The following is a 24,013-nucleotide window of genomic DNA, read 5'->3' as shown; positions in this document are numbered from 1 at the left end:
TAGGAGAAAACATGTTTTATAAAATCGCACAAAAGTTCATGTTTCAGATGGATCCAGAGCTGGCACATAATTTAGCTATCGGCAGTTTAAAGTCTACTGGTAATTCACCTTTAAACTGCTTTTATGCGCAAAATATTAAGCCAGCCCCTGTTACTATGATGGGCCTGACTTTTCCAAATCCTGTAGGTCTTGCTGCCGGTATGGATAAAGACGGTGAGTGTATCGATGCATTTCATGCTATGGGGTTTGGTCATATTGAAGTGGGAACAGTCACCCCGCGTCCACAACCAGGTAATGATAAGCCACGCTGTTTTAGACTTAAGCCTGCTAAAGCAATTATTAATCGCATGGGATTCAACAATAAAGGTGTAGACAACCTAGTTGAAAACCTCAAAGCTGTTAAGACAAATGCGATGGTTGGTGTCAATATCGGTAAGAATAAAGATACGCCAGTAGAGCAGGGCAAAGATGATTATTTAATCTGCATGGATAAGGTATATCCTTACGCCGCCTATATTGCAGTAAATATTTCTTCGCCAAACACGCCTGGATTGCGATCGCTTCAGTATGGCGATCTGCTCGATGATCTTCTTGGATCATTAAAACAAAAGCAAAAAGAACTCGCTGAAAAACATGGTAAGTACGTGCCAATTGCATTAAAAATTGCACCTGACTTATCAAGTGAAGAGATTGAAAAGATAGCTGAGGCACTAATAAAGAGTGAATTTGACGCTGCTATTGCGACAAATACTACACTAACTCGTGATGGTGTTAGCGGTTTATTGAATGCTAATGAAGCTGGTGGGTTAAGTGGTAAGCCGTTGAATTCATTGTCAACTATAGTGATTAAGCAGTTAGCTGATTGCTTGAAAGGTAAGTTACCAATCATTGGTGTCGGTGGTATTAACGCCGCTGAAGATGCGTTAGATAAATTAGATGCGGGTGCTGAGATGGTTCAGATTTTTTCTGGGTTTATTTATCAAGGACCTAAATTAATTAAAGATATCGTCGAAGCATATCGAATTAAATAATCTAGTTTAGATCTAATATTTTTATTAGATCATAAAACGATCATTCAGATCTCAAAAGGATCTTGGTGATCGTTTTTTATTTAGATATTAGATTTGATTTCGAACCAAATTTATTTTGATATTGATGAAATAATCATCTATTATTCAATTGTATCTAAATAAAGGTAAACGTTATGTTATTAATGCCAAAAAGGGATTGGCAGTGGGGGTATAATGAAACGCACGGAGTATTAAGTGTTTCGTTAGGAGACGACATGGAGTTTTTGTCGGCTTATAAATTAAAAACCCTGATACCAGATGCCAAAGAGCCAATGGAGTTTAGCGTTGAACATGCTAAGTTCTATATTGATTTGGTTGATCGTTTATCAAAGTCACTTGCATTAAATGATGCGCTAATAGTTCAAATAGCGCTAAATGCCACAGCGGCTCATTTCTTACTAAAACCCCAGATGCCTAAATCTTGGTTTTTTAATGTGTCACATCAATGTGTTTATAGCGAAGTCGGCAAGCTCTTTCAATTAACGACCAGTGAGCATACGGTACTTGCTATGGTGATAGAGTCCGGTCTGCAAGCATCTTTGGTCATGATCATGTCTGTAGAATGTCGTTTAACTGACACTAAGAAACTTAAACAGTTTGAAACGATTAAAGTTATGCACGATAGGCTTGCACCTTTGCCTATTCAGAAACAAGTTAACGCTGCTTAAAAGTTTACCCTTAGATTGAGTTTGCTTTTTCAGCAGGCCACATTCAGATCCGTGCTGGTTGTTTTCTATACATAGGCTGGTCTGGATAATCCCATTTACAAGATAATAACTCTTGGCTGGACCGCTATTCATTTTTGACTTTTCATCAAATAATCGATCATCGATAAATATCTTATCAACTATTCTTTCATCAACAATTCTCTCATCAATAAACTGCGTGTGAATAAATCAATCTCTGAAGATAATTAATTAGATTAACCTGGTTGGTATTAGTTATTACTAATGAGGCGCTAACGGTACTGAGCGCTATTAGATCACCTCATTACAGGGCGGTGGATATTTAATTACTTGAGCAACTTGTTTCAATAACTGAGTTAATCAAGATTTCAGATAATGGAACGTCGTTGACGCCAGTTTTAACAATACTTATTTGGTCGACAACATCCATTCCATCGATTACTTTTCCAAATACTGCATAACCATAGTTAGAACTGGAAGCATCCAGTTGTGGGTTATCGAGTACGTTAACAAAGAACTGAGTGGTTGCAGAGTCCGGGGCATTGGTACGTGCCATTGCGATAGTGCCACGTTTATTGCTGATCCCAACGTTAGCTTCATTAATGATAGGGTCGTTGCTAGGCTTTGCTACTAATCCGCTAGTAAAGCCGCCTCCTTGTATTACAAAATTATTGATGGTGCGATGAAATAGTGTGTCGGTATAGAAGCCATCGTCGGCATAGTTTTTAAAGTTATTTCCGGTAATTGGCATATTTGTTAGGTCGATAGCTAGGGTCATATCGCCCATAGTCGTAGACATTAGATAGCAGATATCAGCTTGGAGTTCGGGTGCTTGAATTGGCGGCGGAGCAGTTTCATTACTGTCGCTGCCACCACAAGCCGTCAAGCTAAAGCAAAGTAGGAGGGGTAGTGTTTTATTCATTTTGTTCTCACTATTTAATACGTAAATTTAGATATTAAAAAATCTTGTTAAATTAATGCGCTTAATGTTGCAGATATGTCTTATTGGTGATTTTAACGATTTTAAATGCTAGATCAATAAGATAGTAACAATGGTTACAAACTGTCGCAGATTACGAGCGCATAGCTGCTGTGTTTGTGTTTTTGCTATCGGATGAGGTTGGTGTGAACTTAGTGAAGAGGTATAAATATGACTGGCAACGAATTTTGTGTGAATTTTTATTAAAAACCCCAGCTTTTTCTGACTGACATAACACAGACTTAAATTGATTAGTGAATGATGGTTGAGGAAGCTGGATGAGTTTTAACAAGGCCAGGCCTGCGATCTTCACACTATATCTTTGAACGTAAGTTTTATAAAGAGTTGCCCCCTACGAGCTGGCTATCAACGCCACCCCGCGTCCGAATTATCACTTCAAAGTACTAGGCACTTACGTTATCAAGTGGCTGTCCTGAAGAGGCGGCTAACTAATCACGGTGGTTAGATGCTTTGCAGGGGACTTTTTACTTTGTTGTTTATACGCTTATTAATTAATCGATTATGGTGGGATCTCGGAGGGATTGACTGTTACGGTTATTAAATCGGGCTTTAGCCAATAACTTTTATCATTTAGTAGCACGAACAGGTATAATGCCTAACTAATTTTTACTGTGTGTCGACTAATCAATGTTAAATTTTTTTGCTGCAGCTCCACGGGGCTATGAATACGCGTTATCACTTGAGCTCGCAGAGCTTGGCGCTTCTGAAATAAAAGAAAGTGTTGCGGGAGTTTATTTTTCTGCTCCGTTAGAGCTGGGATATCGTATTACCCTATGGTCGCGTTTGGCGAGCAGAATCATTTTTGTCATTTATAAAGGTCCATGTGAGTCACCTGAGCAGCTGTATAACGCGGCTTACGGTATTGACTGGCAGATGCAGTTTTCAAATCGCAGTACTTTTAGCATCGACTTCCATGGTTTGGGTGGTTTTATTAAGAACACCCAGTTTGGTGCACTAAAAATCAAAGATGCGATTGTAGATCGTTTTCGTGATGATGATTTTTCTCGTCCAAATGTTGAAAGAGTCGATGCCGATTTTAGAATTGATGCCCACTTTAGACGTGGTGAGATCACTATCGGTTTCAATTTCTCAGGCCCAGCGCTGCACAAGCGTGGCTATCGCTCGACAACGGGTGAGGCACCACTAAAAGAAAACCTAGCTGCTAATATGCTAGTTCGTAGTGGTTGGCAAGCTGCACAAGTAGACTTATTGGATCCATTCTGTGGTAGTGGAACCATTTTGATTGAAGCGGCGATGATGGCGTGTGATATTGCACCAGGTATTCATCGTGAGCGTTTTGGTTTTGACCATTGGTTGCCTCATAACAAGAAAGTTTGGGAAGAGTTATTAAACGAAGCCCGTGCGCGTGCGTCTATCGGTAAGACTCGTTGTGAGATTAAATTCTATGGCTCAGATATTGACTCTAGACTGGTAGCATTAGCGAAACGCAATGCCGAGAATGCTGGTGTGCTAGAACTTATCGATTTTAACGTCTGCAATGCGTTAGACGTTAAAGCGCCAGCAGGATCAGGATATTTAATATCTAATCCGCCGTACGGTGAGCGTTTAGGTAACGTCACCTCATTATTGCAGCTTTATTACCAACTAGGTGATAAGTTCAAGGCCGATTTCGGCGGCTGGAGCATCGCTATCTTAAACAGTGATGTTGAGCTGTTATCTGCATTAAAGCTCAAAGCTGACAAGCAGATGAAGATGAATAACGGCGCTTTAGAGTGTGCGTTTAACCTTTATACAGTTCATGCGCTGAATACGCGCCGTGTCGATCCTGCTAACATCAAAATTGAAGGTGATGTCAGTGATATCGCCGTACCTTTTGCTAATCGTATTAAAAAGAACTTTAAGCAGCTAGAGAAATGGGCTAAGAAAGAGGGCATCGATAGTTACCGTTTATATGATGCAGATATACCTGAATATAACGTAGCGATTGATAAGTACCTCGATTATGTCGTGATCCAAGAGTATTCAGCACCATCAGAAATCCCTGAAGCGGTAACTAAACGCAGATTAACCGACGTATTGATCTCACTACCTAGTGCGATTGGCATCGACCCTAATCACATCATTTTGAAAACCCGTGAGCGTAAGAAGGGTACTAATCAATATGAAAAGTTAGCCGCGAGTAAGCTTGAGCTGATCACAACAGAATATGGCGCTAAATTTAAGTTAAACCTTAAAGAGTACCTAGATACTGGCCTATTTTTAGATCATCGATTAACTCGTAAGTTAGTGGGTGAAAAATCTAAAGGTCGCAGTGTATGCAACCTGTTTTCATATACCGGGTCGGCATCTGTACATGCAGCTTTAGGTGGGGCGACTTCGGTCACTACCGTAGACATGTCTAATACTTATATCGATTGGGCAAAAGAAAACTTTGCATTAAATGGCTTAAATAGCGATAAATATCAGTTTGTTCAGGCTAACTGCCTGCAATGGATGAAGCGCACACACGATAGGTTTGACCTGATTTTTATCGATCCTCCGACCTTCTCAAACTCGAAGCGGATGGAAGACTCATTTGACGTGCAGCGTGATCACCTTGCCATGTTAACTGACGTGTTCAAACTGCTAAATCCTGGTGGGGAAATTATTTTCTCCAACAATAAGCGCAAATTTAAGATGGAAATCGCTGAGCTTGAAGCACTAGGCATGTCAGTTAAAAACATCGATAACCAAACATTACCTTTGGATTACAAGCGCAACCCGCATATCCACAATACATGGTTAATCACCCATGCAGGCTAACGCCTCGGTTATTTTATATCACACAGATGCGTGCCATCTGTGTGAATTAGCAGCTGATTTACTCATGCAGGCAGGCATTACCTTTAATGCCTTGGATATCTGTGATGATGAACATTTGGCTGAGCAATATGGTATTCGAATCCCGGTCGTCAAAATTGTCGATTCTCAAAGTGAACTAAATTGGCCGTTTGATCTCGAAGCATTAGAAGAATTTTTAGGAGCGTAAGTTGAGTCTCGTACGTATTAATAATGGCTCTTTAGCCTACGGTTACACCCCATTGCTGCAAAAAGCTGATTTTACCATTGAACCAGGCGAACGGGTTTGTATCGTGGGCCGTAATGGCGCTGGTAAGTCAAGTTTAATGAAAGTCTTAAGTGGCGATGTGTTGCTTGATGAAGGTGAGTTTAACATTGCCACTGACGTAAAAGTCAGTCGTTTACAGCAAGACCCACCTAAAGCTGAGCAGGGCACAGTATATGCGTATATTGCCGCAGGCTTAAAAGACGTGGGTGAAAAGCTAGAACGCTACCATCAGCTCTCTCATGATGTCGGTACCGCTTCTCCAGATGAAATGGAGCGTATGCTTAAGCAGATGGAGCGATTGCAAGATGATATTGACCACCTTAATGGTTGGCAGCTCGATAATCGTATCAATCAAAACTGTGAGTTATTAGGGTTAGACCCAGACGCAGCGCTATCTGAGTTATCAGGTGGTTGGCAGCGTAAAGTCGCTTTAGCACGCTCTTTGGTTAGCGATCCCGATCTATTGCTCCTTGATGAGCCTACCAACCATTTAGATATCGATACCATCGAATGGTTAGAGCAGTTCCTGTTAAGTTACCGCGGCGCGATTGTATTTGTCAGTCACGACCGTGGCTTTATTCAGCGTATGGCGACGCGTATTGTCGACTTAGATCGTGGTGTGGTCACCTCTTGGCCGGGTAATTATCAAGCCTACCTCGATGGTAAAGCTGAATGGTTACGTGTTGAAGCTGAGCAAAATGCACTTTTTGATAAAAAATTAGCAGAAGAAGAAGTTTGGATCCGTCAAGGGGTTAAAGCTCGTCGTACTCGTAACGAAGGTCGTGTTCGTGCCCTTAAAGATCTGCGTGTCGAACGTATGGCTCGTCTTAATCGCCAAGGTGGCGCGAAGATGGCCGTTGCCGATACAGAACGCTCGGGTAAATTGGTATTCGATATCGAAAATCTCGAGTACAACCTACCAGAGAAGAACCTGGTTAAGAACTTTAGTTCAACGGTTATGCGTGGCGACAGAATTGCACTGATTGGCCCTAATGGTTGTGGTAAATCGACGTTAGTGAAGCTGCTTATCGGCCAGTTAGAGGCTCAATCTGGCAGTGTTAAAGTCGGTACAAAGTTAGAAATCGCTTATTTTGACCAATATCGTGAAGCGCTCGATCCAGAGAAGACGGTTGAAGATAACGTCGGCGAAGGTAAAAAGACGGTCACAATCAATGGTCAAGATCGCCATATCTTAAGCTATTTACAAGACTTTTTGTTTTCACCAATGCGCGCTAGAACGCCTGTTAAGGCCTTATCTGGCGGTGAGAAGAACCGTCTGTTATTAGCACGCTTATTGCTCAGACCTGCAAACCTCATTATTCTTGATGAACCAACAAACGATCTTGATATTGAGACCTTAGAGTTGTTAGAGTCACTGCTTGCCGATTATAAAGGTACATTGTTGCTAGTGAGTCACGATCGTGCCTTTATCGATAATACTGTTACCAGCAGTTGGTGGTTTACCGGTAATGGTGGCTGGAGTGAGTATGTTGGTGGTTATGAAGATGCTGTGTCACAAGGCGCAAGATTTTATTCTGGGGAACCTCAAGCCACAAATACAGTCCAAGCTCCTGTTGCCGAAGTAAAAGCTGTAGCTCAAGCCTCTACTGTGAAAACAGTAGAGAAAAAGGCTGAGAAAAAACTGTCGTACAAATTACAGCGCGAATTAGAGTCTCTACCCGCTTTGATGGAGCAGTTAGAGCAGGACCTTGAAAAGTTACAAGAAATTGTCAGTTCACCTGAGTTTTACGCTCAGGAGCAAAAAATAGTGAATGAAAGCTTGAAAGCATTGTCCGATAAGGAGAGTCAGCTTGAAAGTTGCTTTGAGCGATGGGAAGAGCTCGAGTCATTGAAGTAAGCTAAAAATAATAAATAGGAAGCGAGTTAATGAAGTTTAAGTTGGATAAAACCCTATCGTTAGTAGCCGTAGGTGTATTAAGCGTACTTCAAGGTGTGCAAGCGGCACCTGTTTATGAAATTGTTAACATCGATGGCTACCCAAATGTACAAAACGGCACCTACGATCTTAACGGCACGATAGCTAATACTCGTAACGGTTATGGCATGGCTGTGAATGCTAACAATCAGGCGGTCGGTGCCGCCAAAGGTAAGAAAAAGCTAACGGTTTCAGAAGACGACGATGGTGTTATTGATATTGAAGATGGCGTTGCTGACTCTGAAACGATTACCTATTCAGTTAACCTGCCGATTGTTGCCAACAACTTTACTTTTACTTCAACTGGTAATGCTTGGATCCCAACATTTGAGAGCGTCAATGGCACAACTGCGCCGACCTTTCCTGAAGACGACACAACGGTTAACTCGGTCGATACCTTCTTCTACGACATTAATGACAGCGATCTAAAAGTCGGTGCAATGACTGCACCAGAGAAAACAGTCAAGTATGACGGTAGTAGTGAAACGCAGGAGTTTTGGTATTACCGTGATTACGAACAGCGCGGTTTTGTCAAATCTGGCACTGATGCTGAAATACCGTTAATCCCTCCTTATACTGATTATATCTATAAGGAAGGGGAGTCCGGTGAGCAAACTATCAATGTTGGTGGATTCTCTAGTGCTGCAGCGGTTAACGCTAGCGGTTTAGTCGCGGGTTACGCCAGTACCGATATCAGCGATAATAGTGCAGGCATTATTAAGTCTTGTATCGACAACAATAGTGACACCGCGCCGCAGGAAATTTGTATTCAATCAAAACAGTTTCCAAACCAATACGGCTACAGCGATGTTCAATATCAGATCCGTGGTTATGTTTGGCAGTATGAGTCGGGTAGCGTAACGGCGACTGAGCTTCCGTTAGGCCTCGAAGTGACTAACGACAGTGTTTATAGTGCACAAGGTCTAGGCGTCAACAGCGAAGGGGTGGTTGCAGGCCGCTCTTATGTCTATCGTAAAAACGATAAAGACAGATTGTATTATGATGCGGCCTACTGGACTAAAGATTCTGCCACTGGTGAATATAAATATAACTGGGTCGATGTCGATAAAGCGCATGATGTATATTCATCCATCGCCTATGACATTAACGACAATGGCATCGTAGTCGGTAGCTACAATAAGTACATCAATGGATACAGAAGAGATAAGTTCTTCTATTTCGATACAAAGAGCCCAGAAACCGCGCTGGTTACGCCTAATGATTTCTATAACAACCTATCGGACTTAAGTAGTCGTGGTCGTGATATTAATAATCAAGGTCAAGTCGTTGGTTATATTGAGACAACGCACGATAAAGAGAAGCCTCGTCCTAAAGCTGCCTTCCTCTACGATCTACCGACGGATGAGTTTAGCAATGTAAATGACCTACTGACCTGTGAGTCTAAGGGCTATAAGCAAGATGCTGAAGGAAATTGGCAGCGTCACTTAGTAGAAGTACAAGATGGTTCGGGCAAGACATTAACCTATAAGAGCGAGATCCTCGTCGTTGAGGGCAATAGTATCAACGAAGATGGCACCATAGTGGGAACGGCATTTATTCGTAAGCCTTCTTATAAGTTTGATGATGACGGTAACTTGGTGATTGGTGATAATGGTTTGCCATTCTTTGAGCTTAACGGCTACGGCGACCCTGTAACGTCATTTCTGCCACGCATGGTGGTGCTACAACCGAGTACATCGGGTGCTGAAGCTTGTACGGTTAAAGATGATGATGGTGGCAATGATAACTATGAGCGTAAAGGTGCGGCAAGTTTCGCATGGCTTCTAGCATTACCGCTGCTATGGTTTAGACGCCGAGCTAAGTAAAGCAACTTTGATGATCTTTGAAGTAGAAATCGAGGCCAAGTGCCTCGATTTTTTTTGTCTAAATTTATAAGACTTCTCAATAGCTTAAAAAATAACCTGCTAGTGGGTGTTTTTTAGGCATTGATCTCTGCGTTAAAAAGCATTATTTATGGTGCTGAAGCGTTAGCTTCTTTTGTTATCTCAGAGAGGATGCTTGCATGAAAAGACAAAAAAGAGATCGATTAGATAGAGCTTTTTCAAAAGGCTTTCAAGCAGGAATTGGTGGCCGGTCGAAAGAGATATGTCCGTATTCGACACTTGATTCAAAATCACAATGGCTTGGAGGATGGCGTGAAGGCATTGATGGCAGGCTGAGCGGCTTATTTAATAAGTAAGACTCAGTAACCTATTCTAAGAAAGAGTTTTTGAAGTAAAGAATCATTGAGAAACTTTTTTGCCCTCTAGGATAAAGAGGGCATTTTTATGCAGTGGCTAGTGCAAATACTAGCCACTTTATTCGTGATTAAAAGCTTGTGGTGTCTGTAAAAATACCCACTTTAAGGTCTTTTGCACTGTAGATCTCGCGGCCATCGACTTCCATTGTAGCATCAGCAATGCCCATCACGAGTTTACGATAAACTTTGCGCTTAATGGTGAGCTTATAGGTGACTTTTTTGGCTTCTGGTAGCACCTGACCTGTAAATTTAACTTCACCTACGCCCAGAGCGCGTCCTTTGCCCTCAGCGCCTTCCCAGCCTAAGAAGAAGCCGACAAGTTGCCACATCGCATCAAGACCCAAACAGCCCGGCATAACCGGATCGCCTGCGAAGTGACAGTCAAAGAACCAAAGTTCAGGATTAATATCGAGTTCTGCAACAATCTCACCTTTACCATACTCACCGCCGTCTCCATTGATCTTTAGAACACGGTCGATCATTAGCATATTGTCTTTAGGTAATCTCGGAGAATTAGGTCCGAATAGTTTGCCAAGTCCACAGGCAATAAGATCTTCTTTGGTAAAACTGTTTGCGTTACTCATTATTTTTGATACTCCAGCAATTTGAGCGGTCAAGGTTAGCGAACACGTGTACGCTAAACAACTCCGATCAGCTAGAAAATCCTAATTTCTCGATCAATCTTGCAAAAAGCGTCTTTTCTTCTTCTTCTTGATAACCGGCCAAACTCTCTAAGCGAGATTGCACCAAGCCATAGAGTGTTTCGTCAGGGAACTGATTATCCTCATCGGCGGTGCCAGCCTGAGTCTGCATCAATATTTCAACGGCCTCATCAATATGCTTAACTTGATATAAGGTGAACTTACCTGCTGTGATAGCTTCGACAACATCGTGATGTAAATTTAGTTGTTGCATGTTAGAGCAAGGAATAATAACGCCTTGTTGACCTGTGAGCCCTCGACGTTTGCACAGTTTAAAGAAGCCCTCAATTTTCTCGTTTACGCCACCAATTGCCTGCACATTACCAAACTGGTCGATGGCGCCAGTCGCAGCCAAACTTTGTTTAATGGGTTTCTCTGAAATAGCAGAAATTAAACAGCAATACTCAGCGAGAGAGGCGCTGTCGCCATCAATCTCCTGGTAGGATTGTTCAAATACTATATTGGCGTTGAGGTGCAGTGGCGCATCTTTACCGAAGATCCGATAGAGGCATGCTGAGAGGATCATCATTCCTTTTGCGTGGATATTACCGCCCAATTCAGATTTACGCTCAATATCGGCAACCTCACCATCACCATAATGAACAGATGCGGTGATTCGAGCCGGTTCTCCGTAGCTAAACTCTGCATTTTCAATTACGGTTAAGCCGTTAATTTGACCGATGATTTCATCTTGGGTAGGCAGATTGATAAAGAGATCATCAAAATTCTGCTCAGAGAGTCTCTCCGAGGCATTATGACGCTGGTTAATCATATTAATACTGTGCAGTAACACTTGCTCAGAGATCTCCAGATTCTGAGCATAGGCTTTAGCTTGAGCCAACAGCTGTTCTATATTAGTCGACATTAGGCTAAGGCGCTGTTGATGATCCGCAAGTTTAGCGCTGTATTGCAGCAGCAACAGCAGTGCCGAACGGGTCAGGCTGATATTAAGATCATTAAATATATGAGCTAGCCATTGGCAGTAATCTAATGCTGAATGCTCAGACAGATCCATCTCATTGATCAGCTCGCCAAGCAGAGGGAAGTGGCGCGAAAAACTCGGTTCACCTAACCAGCAACTACCATATTGATGGCTAGATCCAATAAGGATAACTTTGCACTTTAAGGCTACAGCGGGGAGTTGTGAGTGGACATGATAGGTTTGCTTATCGAGAATTTCGAGTAACAGATCCCACAGGTTTTCTTTTTTCCATAATGAGTCGGCGCAGATAAACAGATAGTGGCAACTGGCAAGCATGCCAGCTTCATAGCTTTGTGTGTCGCTGTTGTAACGACCAATTAGATCGGTTTTGCGTATAGAACCCGATAGATATTGATACTGATGAGTCTTGGTTGCAAGCACTTTGGTTTGCTGCTCTTCATGTTCAACCCAGCTTGTGACGTTATCTTCATCAAGGATTAAGCTAGATGTTGGAAACTGGCCTTGCTCTTTAACTAAGGCGTTGATTATCCGTTTTCGATTACAGCCAAAATAATCGGCCAGATACATGTGCTGATTATCGGTCTCGGTAAGTAAGCGAAATGCATCTAGGCTTCGCTCTTGACCAAGAAGATCGGCCTTTGGGCTCGAGATGAATGCCTGTTCAGCCGGAAGGTTGAAACTTGGAATAAGAGCAGAAGCAGGAATAACGTTTGAGTTCATAAAAGTGTATGTCTAGTTTTAGTAGGGAGATACTAGCACATTTTTAAGCAGGCTTTGACAGTTAACGTTTGAAGTCGCTAGTTTGATGCTAGAGGTGGTTAATGAGTCTGTGCAGTCTAATCGCTGTTCTTTTCGTCCAATAGTTAAGCTGTAGAACTCGTTAGGGTGTTTTTTTGCTGAAAATGGGTTTACATCATTACAGGAAACGCATAATATCTACGGCGTTCGGAGAGATGGCAGAGTGGTCGAATGCACCGGTCTTGAAAACCGGCATGGGTTTATAGCCCATCTAGGGTTCAAATCCCTATCTCTCCGCCATATTAAGAAAAGGCAGCCTATTGGCTGCCTTTTTGCTTTCTTCGTTAAGCAGTTGTTTTCCCATAGTATTTTCCATAACCAACGCCATTGCTTTTAGAGCGATTTTACTTTCTATATCTAGTTAGATGCGATAAGTTAACCTTTATAACATTATTGATTTGAATCTGTTTGAAATGGATTTCAAATTAAGCATCAAAAGGTAAGACGGCTTTGATCTCTGTATATTTAGTTGATGACCATGAGTTAGTAAGAACCGGTATTAGACGGATCCTCGAAGATGAACGTGGCATTAAAGTCGTGGGTGAGGCTGGTGATGGTGAAACGGCAGTGCAGTGGTGTCGTAAGAACGAAGCTGACGTGATTTTGATGGACATGAATATGCCCGGCATCGGCGGTTTAGAAGCAACACGTAAGATCTTACGCTTTCAGGCTCATGCTAAGATCATTGTGTTAACCATCCATACCGAAGATCCTTTTCCCACGAAAGTGATGCAAGCCGGAGCGTCTGGTTATCTGACTAAGGGGGCGACCTCTCCTGAAGTGCTGCAGGCGATTAGACAGGTCGCTCACGGACAAAGATATTTATCGCCTGAAATTGCCCAGCAGATGGCGTTGAGTCAATTTAATCAATCTGAAGAAAATCCATTTAAGTCGCTGTCGGAAAGAGAGCTGCAGATCATGCTGATGATCACCAATGGTGAAAAAGTAAGTGAAATCTCCGAGCAGCTAAATTTAAGCCCCAAGACGGTCAACAGTTATCGATATCGCTTGTTTGCAAAGTTAGGCATAGGCGGAGACGTTGAGCTGACTCGCTTAGCAATTCGATACAAAATGCTGGATACTGGACAATTCTAAACAATTAGCCAAAATTTATGTCTGACGTGTTTAATGCCAATCAGTTTTTAAAGACAGTGACATCGTCACCCGGTGTTTATCGGATGTATGATGCAAAGGCTGTAGTGATTTATGTGGGGAAGGCTAAAGATCTAAAAAAGCGGCTTTCCTCCTATTTCCGCAAAAATCTTACCAACGTTAAAACTCAAGCCTTGGTGTCACATATTGCTAATATTGATGTGACTGTGACACACAGCGAAACCGATGCGTTAATTTTAGAAAATGATTATATCAAGCAGTACATGCCTAAATACAATGTATTGCTACGTGATGACAAGTCTTATCCCTACATTTTACTCAGTAACCATAAGCATCCTCGCTTAGCCTATCACCGTGGTCCGAAACGCGATAAAGGCTTGTACTTTGGACCTTATCCCAACGGTGGAGCGGTGCGAGAAAGTCTACATTTGCTGCAGAAAATCTTCCCGATAAGACAGTGTGACGATCTATACTATAAATCTCGTTCACGTCCCTGTTTGCAATATCAAATAGGTCGTTGTAGCGCACCTTGTGTAGGTAAGGTGTCTTTAGAGGATTATCAAGAGCAGGTTAGGCTCGCGACCTTGTTTTTAAAAGGTAAAGATCATCAAGTCATGTCAGTCTTGGTTGGCAAAATGGAACAAGCCGCCAGTGATATGCGCTATGAACAGGCAGCACTCTATCGAGATCAAATAACCGCATTAAGACGAGTATCAGAGCAGCAGGAGGTATCTAATGCATCGGGCGATATGGATGTGATAGGTGCTTACTATGCATCTGGCGTTGCTTGTTTTCACCTGCTATTTATCCGAGAGGGTAAGATTTTTGGTAGCCGCAGTTATTACCCTAAGGTTCCGGTTAATACCGAAGTGTCAGAAGTTTTACGCTCGTTTATGCTGCAGTTTTATCTTAATTCGGATAGCCAGCGATTAACGCCGAAAGAGATTTTAATCAGTGAGCCATTCGAGGAGCAGGATGAACTCGCTAAAGCTATTCAGGCGGCACAGAATAAGAAAGTAGAGATAAAGACTCAGGTTCGTGGCGAAAGAGCGAGTTTTTTACGCCTAGCACTCACTAATGCTACCAATGCGGTCAATACTCGTTTGTCTCACAAGAACACCATAGAGCAACGTTTCTTACTCTTAGAAGAGGCTATCGAGTCGACCAACAAAATCCAGCGCATGGAATGTTTCGATATTAGCCACACTATGGGCGAGAGCACAGTTGCATCTTGTGTAGTGTTTAATCGAGAGGGGCCAAGTAAGGCTGACTATCGGCGCTATAATATTACAGGGATCACTCCAGGCGATGATTATGCAGCAATGAAGCAAGCTATCACTCGTCGCTTTGATAAAATCAGTAGTAGCGGGAAAATTCCCGATATCCTGTTTATTGACGGGGGTATTGGCCAGTTGCGTATTGCTCAAAAAGTGGTAGATGAGAAATTTGTTGCGCTAGATAATGCTCCGACATTAATTGGTGTTGCGAAAGGAGAGGGGCGAAAACCTGGCTTAGAAACGTTAATCTACGGTGAGAATGAAGAATCATTCACCTTACCTGCAGATTCGGGCGCACTGCATCTAATCCAACATATTCGTGATGAGTCTCATCGTTTTGCGATTACCGGCCATAGAAATAAACGCCAGAAAACCCGCAACACCTCAACCTTAGAGTCAATTGCTGGAGTTGGGCCTAAGCGACGTAAAGCATTACTGCAATACTTAGGTGGTTTGCAAGAAGTGAAGGGCGCAAGTGTATCTGAATTGGTAAAAGTACCCGGTATTAGCCTAGAAATGGCACAAACGATACATGATGCATTGCGAGGGTAGCAAAATTAAGGCAAGATTGGCGCTGCTTTTGAATATTAGGTTCTAAAATGCCGTTTAACATTCCTATTGCGTTAACACTTTTCAGGTTAGCTCTGTTACCTGTTTTTGTTGTACTTTTTTATATACCAGAACCCTGGTCTCCTTTTGCCGCTGCATTTGTCTTTTGGCTCGCAGCTGTTACTGATGCACTCGATGGTTATGCCGCGCGAAAGTTAAAGCAGTCGACTCGTTTTGGTGCGTTTCTCGATCCCGTTGCCGATAAGATAATGGTAACAACGGCTTTGGTCTTACTTATCTCCGAATATAGTAATATTTGGTTAACACTGCCTGCACTATTTATGATTGGCCGCGAAATCGTCATCTCAGCATTACGCGAATGGATGGCTGAAATAGGTAAAAGAGGTGCGGTTGCAGTTTCTTGGATTGGCAAATATAAAACTGCTGCACAGATGGTGGCTATCACAGGATTAATTTGGCAACCAAATGAACTGTTAACTTATGCCGCCTTTGGGTTGTTTTACGTTGCAGCAGTACTGACATTTTGGTCTATGATGAGCTATATTTTAGCTGCTTGGAAGGATTTAACAGCAGAATAGCTCGTTAAAGAATCAATGAGATCAATAAGTGGGCAGACAACCATTTATCGATAAATATAGCGTTGACTCTTGGCGTTTAATCGGTAGAATGCCATTCCGTAGTCAAGGGGAAGCGAACTAAGCAAGAACTTGAATACAGTTTAAATTGAAATGCGACATTAGCTCAGTTGGTAGAGCGATACCTTGCCAAGGTATAGGTCATCGGTTCGAACCCGATATGTCGCTCCAATTTAAACCATGTGGCGCGATGGCAGAATGGCTATGCTGCGGATTGCAAATCCGTCGATCTCGGTTCGACTCCGGGTCGCGCCTCCACATTAAGAGTTTGGCGAGTTTACTCTACTAAGAGCAAACAGTATTGATACCGACAATGCGTATCGCCAGAATCAAAGAGTTTGCCCGTGTGGTGGAATCGGTAGACACAAGGGATTTAAAATCCCTCGCTGAATAAGCGTGCCAGTTCAAGTCTGGCCACGGGTACCATCATTAAAGCCTCCGCATTAACGTGCGGAGGTTTTTTTGTATCTTGCGTTTACGACAAAAGCACAAGGAATTTGCTTTTTATAACAGACGCCTCGCAGTATAAGTGTACCCGCTCAAGCCTGGCCACGGGTACCATCATTAAAGCCTCCGCATTAACGTGCGGAGGTTTTTTGTATCATGCGTTTACGACAGAAGCACAAGGGATTTACTTTTTATAACAGACGCCTCGCACTCTCAATAAAGAAAGGCGTGCCACTCTTTTTGACAAAGCGAGCCTGGCCACGGGTACCAAATAATTCTTTTCGGAGAATTGCAGAGAAGCCTCGACAATGTCGGGGCTTTTTTGTATCCGTCGTTTGGCGTAAAAAGCATAGAGGGTCTCTTTTTATAACAGACGCCTCGCGGAATAAGTGTGCCAACGTTCTGATGATTAACCTTGCGCCTGCATAAAAAGCTTCACCTAAGCCCCAGACCGTTAATGACAGTCGTAAATGGATCCAACCCACCTATGCTCTTTAGCAGTAAGCTCGTTGTTCCGTTTCATCGAAACAGAGCCAAACAGGTCTTTTATTGATTAGATATTGCGTGATTAGCGCGGCTTTTAACCATTTGAATGGAATCGACTAATAACTTGTTGACTCATTTCCACAATCAAGTAAAGTACGCCTCGTTCCCACTAGAAGGGTAACGAAATGGCGCGATGGCAGAATGGCTATGCTGCGGATTGCAAATCCGTCGATCTCGGTTCGACTCCGGGTCGCGCCTCCATAACCTTTTAAAGTTATAAAGAATAAGAGTTTGATGAGTTTGACACTTAATCTTTAAGAAGTCAGGCAGTATTGATATCGACAATACGTATCGTCAGAGTCAAAGAGTTTGCCCGTGTGGTGGAATCGGTAGACACAAGGGATTTAAAATCCCTCGCTGAATAAGCGTGCCAGTTCAAGTCTGGCCACGGGTACCATCTTCTTATGAAGAGTGACTAAACCAGCCATTGAGCTGGTTTTTTTACATTTAAATTTTGTAGGGTTTGGAAAAGTACAAGGGATTTACTTTTTATAACAGACGCCTCGCAGTATAAGTGTGTCCGCTCAAGTCTGGCCACGGGTACCATCTTCTTATGAAGAGTGACTAAACCAGCCATCGAGCTGGTTTTTTTACGCCTGAAATTTGAGATTTCATATCCCAAGGGATTTGCTTTTTATAACAGACGCCTCGCACTCTCAATAAGGTAAGGCGTGCCACTCTTTTTGACAAAGCGAGTCTGGTCATGGGGACCATCTTCTTATGAAGAGTAATTAAACCTGTCTAGTGCAGTAGGGTACGTACCGATCTTATTCGAAGTATTATTTTGCTAAAATGATAAGGAGTGACTTAATCGTCAATTGACGAGATAGGTTTTGCGTGTTCTATTATCGCTATCTCATTGTTGTGGAGTTTGTTATGAAAATAGTGGCTAAAGGTTTTACGCTAATAGAACTCGTGGTGGTAATTATTGTATTGGGAATTCTTGCCGTTATTGCAGCCCCGAGATTCATTAGCCTCAGTCAAGATGCCCATGACGCTTCCATTAAGAGCGCTTTTGGTAGTTTTACTTCGGCTGTAAAGCTCTACCATAGCTGCTGGCTTACTTCAGGGAAAAGCGGTTATCAAGTGGATTTAGCTTGCTATGGTGATGGAACGCTTGACTCTTCTGTTACGGGGTACCCACTTGGTACCGATACCTCTGCCAGTAAAGGTGGTACAGTGCTACAAGGTGAGTATTGCAAAGAGATTTGGCAAGGCTTACTTGATAACGATGAATACACTTTAGTAAGCCATTTCGGTGACCCTTTTGTGAAGGGAAATGATATCGTTTATTGGTTTGCTGGTAGTCAGTTGAGCTCAAGCAGTACTTATTGTTATTACAACTATATTGCTGATAATCTTGTCGAAGGCAGTGAAAACTGGCAATTAAAATATTATCCAGGCACAGGTAAAACAGAAGTCGGAAAAGGGGTTCTGACTATCACGCCCTAATGTAGCTTTAATGTTGTAGATAAAGCCAAGCTCCTTTGCTGAAGGAGCTTTTAATTTTCTATCATCAAAAATTTGCTTACCTAATACTCCATCGCGTCATATACAAAACATAATTGTTTGCCATACTTGAAATAGAGATATTGAAAGGGGCTATGATGCGTTTTTGTAGGTTTATATGCTGGTTTGGTTTGGTTTGCTTGAGTCTTGCTAGCTTGGCGGATGAGCGACAAACACGTGCGCAAGACATGTTATACCAGCAAGTGTCTTTAATGGCATTAGTCAACAGTGAAAGTAAGTTCGAGCAATACAGGAGCCTGCTATCACAACACTCGCTTTCACCATCAGAGTTGAAACCCATCGAGCACGAAATCGCGCAATTCTGGTTATCGCGGCAGATCCCAATTCGTAATTCATCGACAAATCATCTAGGCGACCCGTTCATTCGAGCGATGGCATTAGAGCCTGAGCTTAATGGTTACCTTCAAATTCAAAATAGAATTCGTCACTTACACTGGTTAGCTCAGCAGGGGTGGTGGCAACCTATTATTATCGATGAGTTGATCCGCCCTAGCAAAAAACACCCTAGTATTCCAACTATCGCTAAACGTCTGTGGTTACTTGGAGACGCTGAACGTTCTGCAACTACATCAACTCTACTTGATGAGAAGCTATCTTCTGCTTTGAAGCGATTCCAACGAAGACATGGTTTACAACCAGATGCAATAATTGGCCCTGAAACCATGAAATGGCTAAATGTGCAACCTATCGAGCGCGCAAGGATGTTAGCAAATAATTTTGTGTTGAAAGCGGAGTTTATGGCTCAGCGTGGTGATCAGTTCTTAGTGATTAATATCCCTGCATTTGAAATGGCACTATTCAGTAAAGGGAGGGTTGAATTGGAGTCCAGAGTGATCGTCGGTAAGCCCTATAGGCCAACGCCGTTACTTAGCGGTGCAATATCAAATGTAGTGATCAATCCAAGTTGGCGGGTACCGAAAAAAATCCTTTATAACGACTTACTACCCCACGTTAGAAAAGATGGTAATTATATCGCGGAAGGAAATTTTGATGTATTTGATCGTAGCAACAATTTGGTTGTGAGGACGGCTCAGCAATGGAGCGATCTTGCAAGAGGTCCGTTCCCGTATCGATTTGTACAGCGCCCTGGCTACAACAACACGTTAGGGCGTTATAAATTCTACTTTCCCAATGACTTTAGTATCTTCCTTCATGATACATCTAATCCCAAGCTATTCGAGCGCAGCAACCGTGCTCTATCGTCAGGTTGTATCCGTGTGGAAAATGTCGAGGGACTCGCTAATTGGATGGCGGCCAATTTAGTCAAGGACAAACAGACTTGGGTGGATAGGCATGCAGAGAGAACGCGAACGCAGTGGTTTGCTTTAAATTCAACACTAAATGTCCATTTAGTGTATTGGACCGCTTGGATCGACGAACACAACCAAGCGCAATTTAGAAATGATATTTACCAATTACAAACATTAAATACTCTTGAAGACCGCGCCGGTGCTCAAATCAACGACTTATAAAACAGTTGTCACTAATTTAGCTCGATTGCTTGCTTTCTTTAATTCTTCGGGGTAATTTGCGTGCCAGTTGTTGTAAAAGTAGTCAGTGGTGAAAGTGTGTCAGTAGTATGTAGCTCTCGTAGACAGTTATTATTAGGTTTAGGTGGTGTCGCAATGTTTTCAATGTTGCCATCTAAAGCTCAGGCAAGTCGTTCAACTAAAGGCGTTAGGAGCCTAGGTTTTTATAACCGCCATACAGGTGAACGCGGGCAGGGAAGCTACTGGATAGATGGTGATTATCAAAGCGAAATCTTGACCGACTTCAGTCAAGTTCTTCGTGACCATCGTCAAAATGAAGCGGCACCAATGGATAAACGCTTATTTGATTTTGCTTATCAATTAAGACAGTCGCTGAGTTTTGAAGACGAATTACACATCATCTCAGGCTATCGTTCGCCAAAAACGAATGCAATGCTAGCTAAGAGAAGTAATGGTGTAGCAAAGAAGAGCTACCATATGAAAGGTATGGCATTAGATCTTGCTTTGCCCGGTGTAAAGTTGGCTGATATACGCGAAGCTGCTATTGAGCTTAAGCTAGGCGGTGTTGGTTATTATCCAAGTTCAGGCTTTGTCCATATCGACACTGGGCCTGTAAGACACTGGTAAGTACTGCTATAGTGCGGTAATTGAAAGCTAGCATTATAATCTTTGTTAAGCGGGATATTCTATGGTAGAATCCGCCCCGCTTTTAGCAGGTCGTGGTTGGTCGAAAATCATGGCCTTAAATTTTATGTTATTTCTTATTAAGTGAGTTAAATATGTCTTACACTATCGCTGCACAAGTTCGTACTGAAATCGGGAAAGGTTCGAGCCGCCGCCTACGTCACGCGAACAAAGTACCTGCTGTTATCTACGGTCCAGGTAAAGAAGCTATCTCTATTGTTTTTGATCACAAAGATATCATCAACATTCAAGAGAACCAAGATTTCTACACTTCTGAGCTAACAATTGCTCTAGAAGGTAAAGATGTTAAAGTTCGCGTTCAAGACATGCAACGCCACGCGTTCAAGCCAATGATTGAACACGTTGACTTCAAATTCGCTTAAATTTTAAGTTGATTTGATAAAAGCGCCTAATTAGGCGCTTTTTTTATATCTGTAATTCGGCTTAGTTTTTTTGCTCTGCCGTGACCTCTGGACAAGCTGCGATGATAGTGGTTTTACTGTCATCATATTGTTCAAGTTTCACATCAAAGCCCCAAAGTCGGTGAAGGTGTTTGACAACTTCATGGCTAGTGTCAGCGAGTGGGATCCTAGAACTTGGGATATACCTTAATGTTAATGATCTATCTCCAGTTACTTCAACTTTCTGTACTTGAATATTAGGCTCCAGATTCGACAAATTATATTGTTGAGATAATTTTTGTCTGATCTCCATATAACCTTCATCATCGTGAATGGCTGAAACACTGATATGGTTTTTTCTATCATCGTCTAATATAGAGAATAGCTTAAATTGTCTAATGATTTTTGGTGATAAATATTGGCTGATAAAACTCTCATCTTTGAAGTTCTCCATGGCAAAGTGAAGCGTTGTCAACCAATCACTTCCTGCTATTTCTGGGAACCATTGCCTATCTTCATCTGTTGGGTTTTCACAAATTCGTCTGATATCAACAAACATATTAAAGCCTAAGGCATAGGGGTTAATTCCACTGTAATGAGGGCTGTTATAGCTAGGCTGTGCTATGACGTTGGTGTGGCTTTGTAAAAACTCTAGCATGAAGCGGTCTGTTACTAGACCCTCATCATAAAGATGATTGAGAATGGTATAGTGCCAAAATGTTGCCCAACCTTCATTCATCACCTGGGTCTGCTTTTGTGGGTAAAAGTACTGTCCCATCTTTCGCACGATACGCACAATCTCTCGTTGCCAAGGTTCAAGCAAAGGCGCATTTTTCTCAATAAAATAGAGTATATTTTCTTGTGGCTCAGCAGGAAAGCAGGCTTGCTTTTCTTTTGCTTCTTCTTGCGGAAGATCGGGGATGGTACGCCACAGTTCATTGACTTGGCTTTGAAGGTAAGCTTCTCTGTCTTTTTGACGAATTTGTTCTTCTCTGAATGAGATTTCACTAGGGCGCTTGTACCTGTCGACACCATAACTCATGAGTGCATGGCAAGAGTCAATGATACTTTCTACCTTTTCAATGCCATAGAGTTCTTCACATTCGCTAATATAGTTTCGAGCGAACACTAAATAATCGATAATAGAACTCGCATCGGTCCAAGTCTTAAAAAGATAATTACCCTTAAAAAAACTATTATGGCCGAAGCTTGCATGAGCCATTACCAGCGCTTGCATAGTGATGGTATTTTCTTCCATGAGATAGGCGATACACGGATCTGAATTGATGACAATTTCGTAAGCCAGACCCATTTGGCCTCGTTTATAACCTTGCTCAGTCTCAATAAAGCGTTTACCAAATGACCAATGTGTGTAACCAATGGGCATACCAATACCAGCATAGGCATCCATCATCTGCTCGGCAGTGATGACTTCTATCTGATTTGGGTAAGCATCTAAACGATAAATGCCCGCTACACGCTCGATTTCAGTAAGGTAAGTTTGTAATAGATCAAAGTTCCAATCTGGCCCATCGTCCATGGGTGTTCTTTTAATTGTACTATCCATAAGCGCCCCCTAAACAGCCTGTTTTTTAAATAGCTCTCTAAACACGGGATAAATGTCTTCTGCCTGTTTTATGTGTTGTACTGCAATATTGGCATTAGACTTTTGCAGATCTTCATATTCGCGCCAGAGTGTTTGATGCGCGCGGTTAGTGATCTCTATATAGCTGAAGTATCTAACAACGGGTAGTAATTTTTTTTCTAAGAGCTCGTGGCATGCAGGGGAGTCATCAGCCCAATTGTCTCCATCAGATGCTTGGGCTGCGTATATATTCCATTCATTTTCTGGATAGCGCTTCTGTTGAATTTCATGCATAAGTTTAAGTGCACTCGATACAATCGTTCCGCCCGTCTCTTGAGAGTAGAAAAACTCGTGTTCATCAACTTCTTTTGCTTGGGTATGGTGACGGATGTATACCACTTCCAAGTTTTTATAGGTTCGGGTGAGAAAAAGGTAAAGTAGAATATAAAAGCGCTTTGCCATGTCTTTTGTTGCTTGATCCATTGACCCTGATACGTCCATTAAGCAAAACATGACAGCTTGGCTTGAAGGCACTTCACGTTTGGCAAAGTTGTTGTAACGTAAATCAAAAGTATCAATAAAAGGTACTTTTTTGATACGATCTTTTAAGTCTTTGATCTCAGCTTTTAGGGACAAAATACGCTCAGCTTCAGATCCTGGAGTATTTTCCAGTTGATTAAGCTCTTGTTCTAGCGCTTTTAATTTTGACCTTTTCGTTGAAGTCATAGCCGTTCTTCGTGCGAGTGATGAACGAAGAGAGCGAACAATATTGATATTTGCAGGCACGCCATCATTAGTGAAACCCGCTCTGTACACTTGGTACTCGACCAGTTTATTTAAACGGTTGTTTTGTAGGTTGGGTAATTCAAGATCTTCAAACAATAGCTCCAAATACTCATCTTTCGATATTTGAAATACAAAGTCATCTTGACCCTCACCAGAATCCGATGCCTCGCCAGGGCCCGAACCTTGACCTTGTCCTGAAGGTGGGCGCTCTATTTGGTCGCCCTTTGCAAACTTATCATTCCCGGGGTGCACTCGCTCACGTACGCCACCATTACCCTGATGAAAAGTGGGTTCAGTAATGTCTCGGGTCGGAATACTAATTTTCTCGCCTTTATCAACATCGGTAACGCTACGATGCGTCACTGCGTCGCTGACCGCCTTTTTAATTTGTTTCTTATACCTATTGATAAAGCGCTGTCGATTAACAGTGCTTTTCCCTTTGGCATTGAGTCTTCTATCAATGAAACTTGTCATGCGCACCTCCTAGC

General features: G+C 42.3%; 19 protein-coding genes and 6 tRNA genes. 20 read left to right on the top strand and 5 right to left on the bottom strand.

What is annotated here, in order from left to right:
• The first annotated feature begins 11 nt into the window (after positions 1-11).
• Together pyrD and SHAL_RS12300 are read left to right on the top strand one after the other, a co-directional pair.
• Positions 12-1,031: a quinone-dependent dihydroorotate dehydrogenase gene (gene pyrD, locus SHAL_RS12305; RefSeq protein ID WP_012277443.1), complete on the top strand. Its 1,020-nt coding sequence runs from the start codon at positions 12-14 to the stop codon at positions 1,029-1,031.
• 173 nt (positions 1,032-1,204) lie between these two features.
• Positions 1,205-1,738: a cell division protein ZapC gene (locus SHAL_RS12300; protein WP_012277442.1), complete on the top strand. Its 534-nt coding sequence runs from the start codon at positions 1,205-1,207 to the stop codon at positions 1,736-1,738.
• A gap of 340 nt (positions 1,739-2,078) precedes the next feature.
• Here the strand turns inward: SHAL_RS12300 and SHAL_RS12295 are convergent, their stop codons facing one another.
• Positions 2,079-2,678, bottom strand: coding sequence for a peptidylprolyl isomerase (locus SHAL_RS12295; protein WP_012277441.1), 600 nt, complete (start codon positions 2,676-2,678; stop codon positions 2,079-2,081).
• A gap of 705 nt (positions 2,679-3,383) precedes the next feature.
• Here SHAL_RS12295 and rlmKL point away from each other — a divergent pair.
• The 5 genes from rlmKL to rmf all read left to right on the top strand — a co-directional run bounded on the left by rlmKL (position 3,384) and on the right by rmf (position 9,959).
• Entirely contained in the window at positions 3,384-5,519 is a 2,136-nt protein-coding gene (gene rlmKL / locus SHAL_RS12285; RefSeq protein ID WP_012277440.1) for a bifunctional 23S rRNA (guanine(2069)-N(7))-methyltransferase RlmK/23S rRNA (guanine(2445)-N(2))-methyltransferase RlmL, read from the top strand.
• Entirely contained in the window at positions 5,509-5,745 is a 237-nt protein-coding gene (locus tag SHAL_RS12280) for a glutaredoxin family protein (protein ID WP_041415991.1), read from the top strand. Before rlmKL ends, SHAL_RS12280 begins: the two co-directional genes overlap by 11 nt.
• Position 5,746: 1 nt before the next feature.
• A complete protein-coding gene (locus tag SHAL_RS12275) occupies positions 5,747-7,681 on the top strand; it encodes an ABC transporter ATP-binding protein (protein ID WP_012277438.1) in 1,935 nt (644 codons plus the stop codon).
• Between the two features lie 29 nt (positions 7,682-7,710).
• The gene (locus SHAL_RS12270; RefSeq protein WP_012277437.1) at positions 7,711-9,585 is read left to right on the top strand and encodes a DUF3466 family protein; all 1,875 of its coding nucleotides are present in this window, start codon (positions 7,711-7,713) and stop codon (positions 9,583-9,585) included.
• A gap of 197 nt (positions 9,586-9,782) precedes the next feature.
• Positions 9,783-9,959, top strand: coding sequence for a ribosome modulation factor (gene rmf, locus SHAL_RS22625; RefSeq protein WP_012155190.1), 177 nt, complete (start codon positions 9,783-9,785; stop codon positions 9,957-9,959).
• Positions 9,960-10,087: 128 nt separating this feature from the next.
• Here the strand turns inward: rmf and fabA are convergent, their stop codons facing one another.
• Together fabA and SHAL_RS12260 are read right to left on the bottom strand one after the other, a co-directional pair.
• A complete protein-coding gene (gene fabA / locus SHAL_RS12265) occupies positions 10,088-10,603 on the bottom strand; it encodes a bifunctional 3-hydroxydecanoyl-ACP dehydratase/trans-2-decenoyl-ACP isomerase (protein ID WP_012277436.1) in 516 nt (171 codons plus the stop codon).
• Between the two features lie 67 nt (positions 10,604-10,670).
• Positions 10,671-12,383, bottom strand: a complete 1,713-nt coding sequence (locus SHAL_RS12260; protein WP_012277435.1) for a S16 family serine protease — start codon at positions 12,381-12,383, stop codon at positions 10,671-10,673.
• 227 nt (positions 12,384-12,610) lie between these two features.
• Between SHAL_RS12260 and SHAL_RS12255 the strand changes: the two genes are divergently transcribed.
• The 13 genes from SHAL_RS12255 to rplY all read left to right on the top strand — a co-directional run bounded on the left by SHAL_RS12255 (position 12,611) and on the right by rplY (position 21,136).
• Positions 12,611-12,701: transfer RNA gene (locus SHAL_RS12255), tRNA-Ser, on the top strand.
• A gap of 210 nt (positions 12,702-12,911) precedes the next feature.
• Positions 12,912-13,556 (top strand): UvrY/SirA/GacA family response regulator transcription factor, encoded by a 645-nt coding sequence (gene uvrY, locus SHAL_RS12250; RefSeq protein ID WP_012277434.1) that lies wholly within the window; start codon positions 12,912-12,914, stop codon positions 13,554-13,556.
• A gap of 17 nt (positions 13,557-13,573) precedes the next feature.
• Positions 13,574-15,403 (top strand): excinuclease ABC subunit UvrC, encoded by a 1,830-nt coding sequence (gene uvrC, locus SHAL_RS12245; RefSeq protein WP_012277433.1) that lies wholly within the window; start codon positions 13,574-13,576, stop codon positions 15,401-15,403.
• 47 nt (positions 15,404-15,450) lie between these two features.
• Entirely contained in the window at positions 15,451-15,999 is a 549-nt protein-coding gene (pgsA, locus tag SHAL_RS12240; protein ID WP_012277432.1) for a CDP-diacylglycerol--glycerol-3-phosphate 3-phosphatidyltransferase, read from the top strand.
• 152 nt (positions 16,000-16,151) lie between these two features.
• Positions 16,152-16,227 (top strand) — tRNA-Gly (locus tag SHAL_RS12235).
• A gap of 13 nt (positions 16,228-16,240) precedes the next feature.
• Positions 16,241-16,314: transfer RNA gene (locus SHAL_RS12230), tRNA-Cys, on the top strand.
• 82 nt (positions 16,315-16,396) lie between these two features.
• Positions 16,397-16,482, top strand: a tRNA-Leu gene (locus SHAL_RS12225).
• A 694-nt stretch (positions 16,483-17,176) separates the two neighbouring features.
• Positions 17,177-17,250 (top strand) — tRNA-Cys (locus SHAL_RS12220).
• Positions 17,251-17,360: 110 nt separating this feature from the next.
• Positions 17,361-17,446: transfer RNA gene (locus SHAL_RS12215), tRNA-Leu, on the top strand.
• Positions 17,447-17,925: 479 nt separating this feature from the next.
• The gene (locus SHAL_RS12210) at positions 17,926-18,501 is read left to right on the top strand and encodes a prepilin-type N-terminal cleavage/methylation domain-containing protein (RefSeq protein ID WP_012277431.1); all 576 of its coding nucleotides are present in this window, start codon (positions 17,926-17,928) and stop codon (positions 18,499-18,501) included.
• Positions 18,502-18,698: 197 nt separating this feature from the next.
• On the top strand, positions 18,699-20,051 hold the full coding sequence (locus SHAL_RS12205; RefSeq protein WP_223296189.1) for a L,D-transpeptidase family protein: 1,353 nt from the start codon (positions 18,699-18,701) through the stop codon (positions 20,049-20,051).
• A 96-nt stretch (positions 20,052-20,147) separates the two neighbouring features.
• On the top strand, positions 20,148-20,696 hold the full coding sequence (gene mepK / locus SHAL_RS12200; protein ID WP_012277429.1) for a peptidoglycan L,D-endopeptidase MepK: 549 nt from the start codon (positions 20,148-20,150) through the stop codon (positions 20,694-20,696).
• A gap of 152 nt (positions 20,697-20,848) precedes the next feature.
• A complete protein-coding gene (gene rplY, locus SHAL_RS12195) occupies positions 20,849-21,136 on the top strand; it encodes a 50S ribosomal protein L25 (protein WP_012277428.1) in 288 nt (95 codons plus the stop codon).
• A gap of 61 nt (positions 21,137-21,197) precedes the next feature.
• Here rplY and SHAL_RS12190 read toward each other — a convergent pair whose 3' ends face one another.
• Together SHAL_RS12190 and SHAL_RS12185 are read right to left on the bottom strand one after the other, a co-directional pair.
• Positions 21,198-22,721 carry a SpoVR family protein gene (locus SHAL_RS12190; RefSeq protein ID WP_012277427.1) on the bottom strand — a complete coding sequence of 508 codons (1,524 nt, stop codon included), beginning with the start codon at positions 22,719-22,721 and terminating at the stop codon, positions 21,198-21,200.
• 9 nt (positions 22,722-22,730) lie between these two features.
• Positions 22,731-23,999, bottom strand: a complete 1,269-nt coding sequence (locus SHAL_RS12185; RefSeq protein WP_012277426.1) for a YeaH/YhbH family protein — start codon at positions 23,997-23,999, stop codon at positions 22,731-22,733.
• Positions 24,000-24,013: the final 14 nt, after the last annotated feature.

Source organism: Shewanella halifaxensis HAW-EB4 (assembly GCF_000019185.1).
GTDB lineage: Bacteria > Pseudomonadota > Gammaproteobacteria > Enterobacterales > Shewanellaceae > Shewanella > Shewanella halifaxensis.
Note: the sequence above shows the minus strand (reverse complement) of the source record. Positions and strands in the feature narration are given on the sequence as shown.